8 protein-coding genes are annotated in these 6,036 nt (G+C 71.4%); 7 read left to right on the top strand and 1 reads right to left on the bottom strand.

All coding sequences use genetic code 11. The features are described 5' to 3' along the window. Positions 1-110: 110 nt before the first annotated feature. On the bottom strand, positions 111-644 hold the full coding sequence (locus tag BRX43_RS19645) for a GAF domain-containing protein (protein WP_164523694.1): 534 nt from the start codon (positions 642-644) through the stop codon (positions 111-113). 374 nt (positions 645-1,018) lie between these two features. On the opposite strand from BRX43_RS19645, the gene BRX43_RS19640 reads away from it, so the two are divergent. The 7 genes from BRX43_RS19640 to BRX43_RS19610 all read left to right on the top strand — a co-directional run. Next, complete coding sequence (locus BRX43_RS19640) at positions 1,019-1,375, top strand: hypothetical protein (protein WP_206433308.1); 357 nt, start codon at positions 1,019-1,021, stop codon at positions 1,373-1,375. Then, positions 1,372-2,691 carry a terminase family protein gene (locus BRX43_RS19635; RefSeq protein WP_125996743.1) on the top strand — a complete coding sequence of 440 codons (1,320 nt, stop codon included), beginning with the start codon at positions 1,372-1,374 and terminating at the stop codon, positions 2,689-2,691. Before BRX43_RS19640 ends, BRX43_RS19635 begins: the two co-directional genes overlap by 4 nt. Positions 2,692-2,721: 30 nt before the next feature. Continuing rightward, positions 2,722-3,828: a phage portal protein gene (locus BRX43_RS19630; protein ID WP_125996742.1), complete on the top strand. Its 1,107-nt coding sequence runs from the start codon at positions 2,722-2,724 to the stop codon at positions 3,826-3,828. Continuing rightward, entirely contained in the window at positions 3,825-4,199 is a 375-nt protein-coding gene (locus tag BRX43_RS19625) for an HK97 family phage prohead protease (RefSeq protein WP_125996746.1), read from the top strand. The genes BRX43_RS19630 and BRX43_RS19625 overlap by 4 nt, the downstream gene beginning before the upstream one ends. A gap of 76 nt (positions 4,200-4,275) precedes the next feature. Next, positions 4,276-5,277, top strand: coding sequence for a phage major capsid protein (locus BRX43_RS19620; protein ID WP_125996741.1), 1,002 nt, complete (start codon positions 4,276-4,278; stop codon positions 5,275-5,277). A gap of 50 nt (positions 5,278-5,327) precedes the next feature. Beyond that, a complete protein-coding gene (locus tag BRX43_RS19615) occupies positions 5,328-5,657 on the top strand; it encodes a head-tail connector protein (protein ID WP_125996740.1) in 330 nt (109 codons plus the stop codon). After that, on the top strand, positions 5,654-6,036 hold a 383-nt coding region (locus BRX43_RS19610), incomplete at its 3' end, for a DUF3168 domain-containing protein (RefSeq protein ID WP_125996739.1). The genes BRX43_RS19615 and BRX43_RS19610, both read left to right, overlap by 4 nt.

The following is a 6,036-nucleotide window of genomic DNA, read 5'->3' as shown; positions in this document are numbered from 1 at the left end:
GAATTGGGGGCGTGGGGCGGCGTCGGTACCGCCGTCTGGGCGGTGGCGAGCAGCAGGGCGGGGAGCATCAGGAGGCGCGTCATGGCCCGGATGCTACGCGCCTAAGGCGATCAGGAGAAGAGCGGGTCCGACTGGCCAGCGCCGGCCTGGTCGATCGCCGTGCCGACCGCGCGCGCGCAGCGATCGAGATGACGGCGCTCCTCCGGGGTCAGGGCGGGGCGCGCCGTCTCGTCGGTGACGCAGAGCACGCCGATCGGCTGACCGTCATAGAGGATCGGCGCGCCGGCATAGAATTGGACGCCACCCTCCGACTCGGTCAGCGGGTTGCCGGCAAAGCGCGGATCGTGGCTGGCATCGGCGATGCAGAACACTTCCGTCGGTTCGAGGATCGCGTGGCCGCAAAAGGAGGTGCGACGGCTATAGGGACCGATGTCGATGCCATGGCCGACGATCACATATTGCCACTCTTCATAGACGATGGTGACCGCGCAAGTGCTGGCATGGAATTGCCGGCAGACCTGATTGACGATGGCCCTGAGCACCGGATGGTTGGGAAGGCCGATCGCACCCGAGCGGCGCACCGCTGCTTCGCGGGCCGATTCGTCGGCGGGGCGGGGGGGCGGCGTGTAATAGCTGATGCTCATGCTGTCCCCCCATGCTCGATCGGTTTGTCCTGCCGGCCTCTGGTGACATGAGACGCATGCTTTGTACATGGTTTAAAGCATTGCAATCTGGTTCTTTTAACTAAACAATCTTGTATAGGAAACAAGTTTGCGAACCCATCTGGTTATTCGAAGTTGACAGCGTCGCGCTCCCAAGGTACATAACGGGAACGCTGAGGAATTGCGGATGGGCCGGGCGGTCCCGGGGATCGGTACGATGCCCGGGACCGTACCGGCCCTTCGCATGTCCGGCGCAGGCGGACCGGAGGGGCGCGATGCAGATGAGGAGACAAGGCGAGGGGCGCGCGGCGGCGTCGCGGCGCGCCAGGCGGGAGGGGATGAGCGATACGCGGCGCATGACGTTCCTGGAGGCCCTGCGTCGGACGAGCGACGTGCGGCTGGCGGCGGAGGAGGCCGGGACGTCGGCACAGGCGGCATATGGCCTGCGGGATCGCGACGCGGCGTTCGCACGGGCGTGGCAGGCGGCGATCCTGGGGGGATATGAGGACCTGGAGTTGCGGTTGCTGGCCGCGGCGCGCGGTACGGCGAAGGAGGAGGGCTTCGATCCGGCGATCGCGCTGGCGCTGATCCGGCGGCAGGATGCGCGGACCAAGGATGGCGCGGGATCGGCAGCGGTGGAGACGGTGTCGCCGGCGGAGGTGCAGGCGGAGTTGCTGCGCCGGATCGCGGCGCTGGCGCCGCCCGCCCCATGACCGAGGCGGCGGTCGCGGGACTTCGCCTGCTGGTCGCGCAAGTGGCGGCGATGGATGCGGCGGACCGGCGGCGCCTGGTGGAGGAACTGCCGGTCGCCCATCAGCGCACGCTGCTGGAGCAATGGCCGGTCTGGGCGCATCAGGGGCAGTTGCCGGCGTCGGACGACTGGCGGGTCTGGCTGATCCGGGCGGGGCGCGGTTTCGGTAAGACGCGGGCGGGCGCGGAATGGGTCAGCGCGGTGGCGCGCCGCCGGCCGGATGCGCGGATCGCGCTGGTCGGGGCGACGATGGACGATGTCCACAAGGTGATGGTGGAGGGGCAGAGCGGCCTGCTGGCGGTGGCGCGGCACGACGAGCCGACCGTCTGGCGATCGAGCCTGGGCGAGTTGACCTTCGCATCGGGGGCGCGGGCCTTCGTCTATTCGAGCGAGCGGCCGGACAAGCTGCGCGGGCCGGAACACCATGTCGCCTGGTGCGACGAACTGGCCAAGTGGCGGCAGGGGGAGCCATGCTGGGACAATCTGATGATGGGTTTGCGGCTGGGCGAGCGGTCGCAGGTGCTGGTGACGACGACGCCGCGCCCGACCATGTTGATGCGGCGGGTGATGGCGCTGCCCGGTCTGATCGAGTCGCGGGGCGGGACGCGCGACAATGCGCATCTGCCGGCCGATTTCCGGCGGGAGATCGAGGCGCTCTATGCGGGCACGCGCCTGGGCCGGCAGGAACTGGACGGCGAGCTGCTGGAGGATGTCGAGGGCGCGCTGTGGAACCGGGCGCTGCTCGATCGGCAGCGGGTGCGGGCGGCGCCGACCCTGGTGCGGATCGTGGTCGGGGTCGACCCGCCGGCGAGTCGGACCGGCGATGCCTGCGGCATGGTGGTGGCGGGGCGTTGCGCCAACGGGCAGGCCTGGGTGCTGGAGGATGCGAGCGAGGCGGGGCTGACGCCCGAGGGCTGGGCGGCGCGGGTGGCGGCGCTGGTCGCGCGCTACGATGCCGACCGGGTGGTGGTGGAGCGCAACCAGGGCGGCGACATGGTGGAGACGGTGCTGCGGCTGCACGACGCATCGCTGCCGCTGCACGGCACCCATGCCAGCAAGGGCAAGGGCGCGCGGGCCGAGCCGGTGTCGTTCCTCTATGCGCAGGGGCGGGTGTGGCATGTCGGCGGGTTCGCCAGCCTGGAGGATGAACTCTGCGGGCTGACGCTGGACGGCTATCACGGGCCGGGGCGGTCGCCGGACCGCGCGGATGCGCTGGTCTGGGCCTTGTGGGCGCTGATGATCGCGCCCGAGCGGCATGTGGGGCTGCGGCGGATCTGAGGCTTCGCCGGATCAATGGGGAGACGAACGATGAAATGGTTCGGTCGCAAGGCCGGGCGCGACGAGTCGCGTCCGGCGCTGTCGGGCGGCTTCGCGCGGTCGGGGGTGCCGATCCTGGGCGAATGGCCGCGGCAGTATGAGGCGCAGGCGCGCGACGCCTATCTGGACAATGCGGTGGCGCAGCGCGCGGTGAAGCTGGTGGCGGAGACGCTGGGCGCGGCGCCGCTATCGGCCTCCGATCCGGGAATCGCGGCGCTGGTCGCGGCACGGTCGGGGGGACAGGCGCTGTTGCCGACGGTGGCGGTGCAGGTGCTGCTGCACGGCAATGCCTATGTCCAGCTGCTGCGCGATGCGGAGGGCGGGGTGGCGGCACTTTATGCGCTGCGGCCCGAGCGGGTGGCGGTGGAAACCGACGCGGGCGGCTGGCCGGTCGCCTATCGGTATCGGGTGGGAGCGGTGGCGACGCGACTGGATGCCGATCCGGTGCGGCCAGCGCTGGTGCATATCCGCGCCTTTCATCCGCTCGACGATCATTACGGGCTGGGCTGCCTGGGCGCGGCGGCGGGGGCGGTGGCGATCCACAATGCCGCCACCCGCTGGGGCAAGGGGCTGCTGGACAATGCGGCGCGACCGTCGGGCGCGCTGGTCTACGAACCGCGCGACGGATCGCCCTTGTCGGGGGACCAGTTCGCACGGCTGCGGGCCGAGCTGGACGCGTTCATCGGCGCCCCCAATGCCGGGCGGCCGATGCTGCTGGAAGGCGGGCTGAAATGGCAGGCGCTGAGCCTGTCGCCGGCGGAACTGGATTTCTCCGGCACCAAGGCGGCGGCGGCGCGCGAGATCGCGCTGGCGTTCGGCGTGCCGCCGATGCTGCTGGGGCTGCCGGGGGATTCGACCCATGCCAATTACCGCGAGGCCAATCGCGCGCTGTGGCGCTCGACGGTGTTGCCGCTGGCGGAGACGATCCTGTCCGCGTTGGCGCAGGGACTGAGCGGCTGGTTTCCGGAGGCGCGGCTGGCGGTCGACCTGAACGCGGTGCCGGCGCTGGCGGAGGAGCGCGAGCGGTTGTGGGCGTCGGTGTCGGCGGCCGATTTCCTGACCGGGGAGGAGAAGCGCGCGCTTCTCGGCCTGTCCTGAGCGGGGCGGTCGGTTTCGCGGGCTATGCGGCCTTGTTCGATCGGGTCGACCGGGCGGGCGACGTGGTGCGCGCGGGGGCCTTCGGAACGGTGCAACCGGTGCCGCTGCTGTTCGCGCATCGCGGCGACCCGGTCGGCGTGATCGAGACGCTGGCGGTCGACGCGCGGGGGCTGCGCGTCGCGGGTCGGGTGACGGATGCGGCTCTGGCGGCGGCGGTGCGGCGGGGCGCGCTGGCGGGCCTGTCGATCGGATATCGGCCGCTGGCGGTGCGGCAGGGAGCCTGGCGCGAATTGCTGCGGGTCATGCTGGTCGAGGTGAGCCTGGTGCCGGTGCCGATGCAGCCGCTGGCGCGGATCGACCGCGCCGGTTGAAGTTATCCACAGGGTTATCCCGGGGTTCCCCACGGGACGCTCCCCCAACTTATCCACAAGCAGGACGGAGATGACCATGGACGTGACGGTTCGACCGGCGCTGGACGGCGCGCGGCAGCAACAGGGCGATGCAGGCTTCGCCAGCTTCGTGCGGACGGGCGCGACGCTGGAGATGAAGGCGTTCACCGGGGTGAGCGGCGATGCGGGCGGCTATGCGGTGCCGCGCGAGATCGATGCGGAGATCGGGCGGGTGCTGACCGGCCTGTCGCCGATCCGCAGCATCGCGCAGGTCGTGACGGTGGGTTCGGCCGGCTATCGCAAGCTGGTGACAAGCGGCGGTACGCCGAGCGGCTGGGCGGCGGAGACGGAGGCGCGGCCGACGACCGCGACGCCGGTGTTCCGCGAGATCGTGCCGCCGAGCGGCGAACTCTATGCCAATCCCAGCGTCAGCCAGGCGATGCTGGACGATGCCGGGTTCGACGTGGAGGAATGGCTGGCCGGCGAGATCGCGACCGAGTTCGCACGCGCCGAGGGCAGCGCCTTTGTCAGCGGCAATGGCGTCAACCGGCCCAAGGGTTTCCTGGCGCAGCCGAGCAGCACCGAGGGCGATGCCAGGCGTGCGTTCGGGACGCTGCAATATCTGGCGACCGGCTCGGCGAACGGGCTGGGCGGCAGCGCGGCGGACCGGCTGGTCGACCTGGTCCAGATGCTGAAGGCGCCGTACCGGCAGGGGGCGTGTTTCGTCGCCAATGCCGCGACGCTGGCCCTGATCCGCAAGCTGAAGGACAATAACGGCGCCTTTCTGTGGCAACCCGGTCTGGCGGCAGACCAGGCGTCGATGCTGCTCGGCTATCCGGTGGTGGAGGCCGAGGACATGCCGGACGTGGGCGCGGATGCGATGGCGCTGGCCTTTGGCAACTTCCAGCGCGGCTATCTGATCGCCGAGCGGAGCGAGACGGCGATCCTGCGCGATCCCTATTCGAACAAGCCGTTCGTCAGCTTCTACGCGACCAAGCGGATCGGCGGCTGCGTGGCGGATTCGAACGCGATCAAGCTGCTGAAGATCGCGGCGGCCTGACGGGCCGGGCGGGGCCGGCGGTGTCGGCTCCGTCCCAGAGGAGACAGGCGATGATGAACGGACAGGAGGCATCGGCGCTGGTCGCGCCGGTGGCGGCGGCGGCGCGCGAGATGCTGCGGCTGGAGGGGAATGGCGAGGACGCGCTGATCCTGCGGCTGGCGATGACCGCGCTGGGGCTGGCGGAGGCGTTTTGCGGGCAGAGGCTGGTGCGACGGGCGAATGCGGAGGGGCTGGCGGAGGGCTGGTCCGACCTGCCGCCGCCGATCGCGCACGGGCTGGTGCTGATGGCGGTGCATCTGTTCGAGAATCGCCATGCCGAGGTCGGGGTGCCGACCGCGGTCGCGGCGCTGTGGCGGCCGTGGCGGCGGATCGGGCTGTGACGGAGCCGCGGGCGCTGCTGGTCGCGGCGGCGGTGGCGCGGTTGAAGGGGCTGGCGGGACTGGCGGGCGTGGCGGTGTTCGACGCGCCGCCGGTGCGCGGCGGCCTGCCCCATGCGGTGGTCGAGGAGCCGGTGATGGCCGACGCCTCCGTCGCCGGATGGAGCGGGCGGGACGGGCGGCTGACCGTGGTGCTGGAGGATGCGGGCGAGCGGCCGGTGCGGCTGCGCGCGCTGCTGGCGGCGGTGGAGGCGGGGCTGCCGGGGATGGCGGGCGCGGCGATCGGCGGCGGGTGGAGGGTGGTGACGGTGAGGCTGGCGCGGAGTCGGGTGGCGCGGGCGGGGCGGCAGGCAAGGAGCGGCGCGGGCGGGGAGGAGTGCGG

The organism is Sphingomonas sp. S-NIH.Pt15_0812, assembly GCF_003951315.1.
Taxonomy (GTDB): domain Bacteria; phylum Pseudomonadota; class Alphaproteobacteria; order Sphingomonadales; family Sphingomonadaceae; genus Sphingomonas.
Note: the sequence above shows the minus strand (reverse complement) of the source record. Positions and strands in the feature narration are given on the sequence as shown.

Excerpts from the sequence above, each read along its gene's own strand:
- BRX43_RS19640 (WP_206433308.1), top strand. The coding sequence starts at position 1,019 with ATGACGTTCCTGGAGGCCCTGCGTCGGACGAGCGACGTGCGGCTGGCG.
- BRX43_RS19615 (WP_125996740.1), top strand. The coding sequence starts at position 5,328 with ATGATGAACGGACAGGAGGCATCGGCGCTGGTCGCGCCGGTGGCGGCG.
- BRX43_RS19635 (WP_125996743.1), top strand. The coding sequence starts at position 1,372 with ATGACCGAGGCGGCGGTCGCGGGACTTCGCCTGCTGGTCGCGCAAGTG.
- BRX43_RS19645 (WP_164523694.1), bottom strand. The coding sequence starts at position 644 with ATGAGCATCAGCTATTACACGCCGCCCCCCCGCCCCGCCGACGAATCG.
- BRX43_RS19620 (WP_125996741.1), top strand. The coding sequence starts at position 4,276 with ATGGACGTGACGGTTCGACCGGCGCTGGACGGCGCGCGGCAGCAACAG.
- BRX43_RS19630 (WP_125996742.1), top strand. The coding sequence starts at position 2,722 with ATGAAATGGTTCGGTCGCAAGGCCGGGCGCGACGAGTCGCGTCCGGCG.